The organism is Candidatus Infernicultor aquiphilus (genome assembly GCF_002784285.1).
GTDB classification, from domain to species: domain Bacteria; phylum Atribacterota; class Phoenicimicrobiia; order Phoenicimicrobiales; family Phoenicimicrobiaceae; genus Infernicultor; species Infernicultor aquiphilus.
This window is the reverse complement of sequence record NZ_PFKO01000328.1, coordinates 1-1,133: the sequence shown is the minus strand read 5'-3', so window position 1 is coordinate 1,133 and position 1,133 is coordinate 1. Positions and strand designations below refer to the sequence as shown.

Annotated in this window: 1 protein-coding gene; it reads left to right on the top strand. The window is 36.0% G+C overall.

Annotated features, from left to right (window positions below):
* On the top strand, positions 1-1,111 hold a 1,111-nt coding region (locus tag COZ07_RS09145; protein WP_406608258.1), incomplete at its 5' end, for a right-handed parallel beta-helix repeat-containing protein.
* Between the last annotated feature and the right edge of the window lie 22 nt (positions 1,112-1,133).

Sequence of the window (1,133 nt, the reverse complement as noted above, 5' to 3'; positions counted from 1 at the left end):
GATTTTATCTGGTAATAAAGAAGCTAGCTCTTCTATATGGCTAAACGGAACAGTAGTTATTTCTCTTAATTTATCCACAGATTGGTCTTATTCTTATAATCTTTCTGAAGGAACCAACAATATATCGGTTACTTCTTGCGATGCCGCCGGTAATCAAAGCTCTGCCGTAACCGCAATAATAGAGTATGACCCCAATACTTATGTAGATGCAGGAAATGCCAGCGGGACAGAAGATGGGACCGAAACCCACCCCTTTAACACCATAGCTGAGGGGATAGTTACAGTTCCACCTGGAAAATCGGTTATAGTAGCCGCAGGGACTTATAATGAAAAGTTGATAATAAATAAAGGAATTGTTCTCCAGGGAGCTGGAAAGGAATCTACTTTTATAAACGGACTTGGATATGCTGGAAATTTAATTACTATTGAAGCCGATAATGTCACAATATCTGGATTTACTATCGATGGCAATAATAGCACTAGTGTTGGAATATATTTTAACAATTATTCCTTCATAAGTATAAACAATAACATAATACAAAATAATACTAGTTATGGTATAAACTATAGCAATTCTAGCCCTACTATTGAGAATAATAATATTAAAAACAATAACTATAGTGGAATAGAGATTGCTACAGGAGGAGCAGGGATAATTAAAAATAATTCTATAGTTTCTAATCAGTATGGAATACGTACCTGTGGTAATTCTTCATCTGAGATTACCAGAAATGATATAAGCAATAATAGTAATACTGGTATCTATTGTCGAGAGAGTGCTACCCCGATTATTTCTTATAATACTATTAATAATAATAGTTATGGAGTATTAATTGATTATAATTTGACTTGGGGCGCTTTAGTTAATCCGGACATTGGGGGAGGAGAAGGAGGAAGTGTTGGAAAGAATAATATTACCGGGAACAGCATTCATGGTGTTAGCAATGAAACTCCCCATACTATTAAAGCATTGTATAATTGGTGGGGGGACGCTGCTGGTCCCAAATATCCTAGAAATCCTAATAATACCACCATTTCAAGCGATTGGGCTTATTGGAGTGCAACAGGTGGAGACATTGGTTTTTATCCCTGGTTATCTGCGGCTCCCTGAGCCTTTTAAATAAATGACAAAT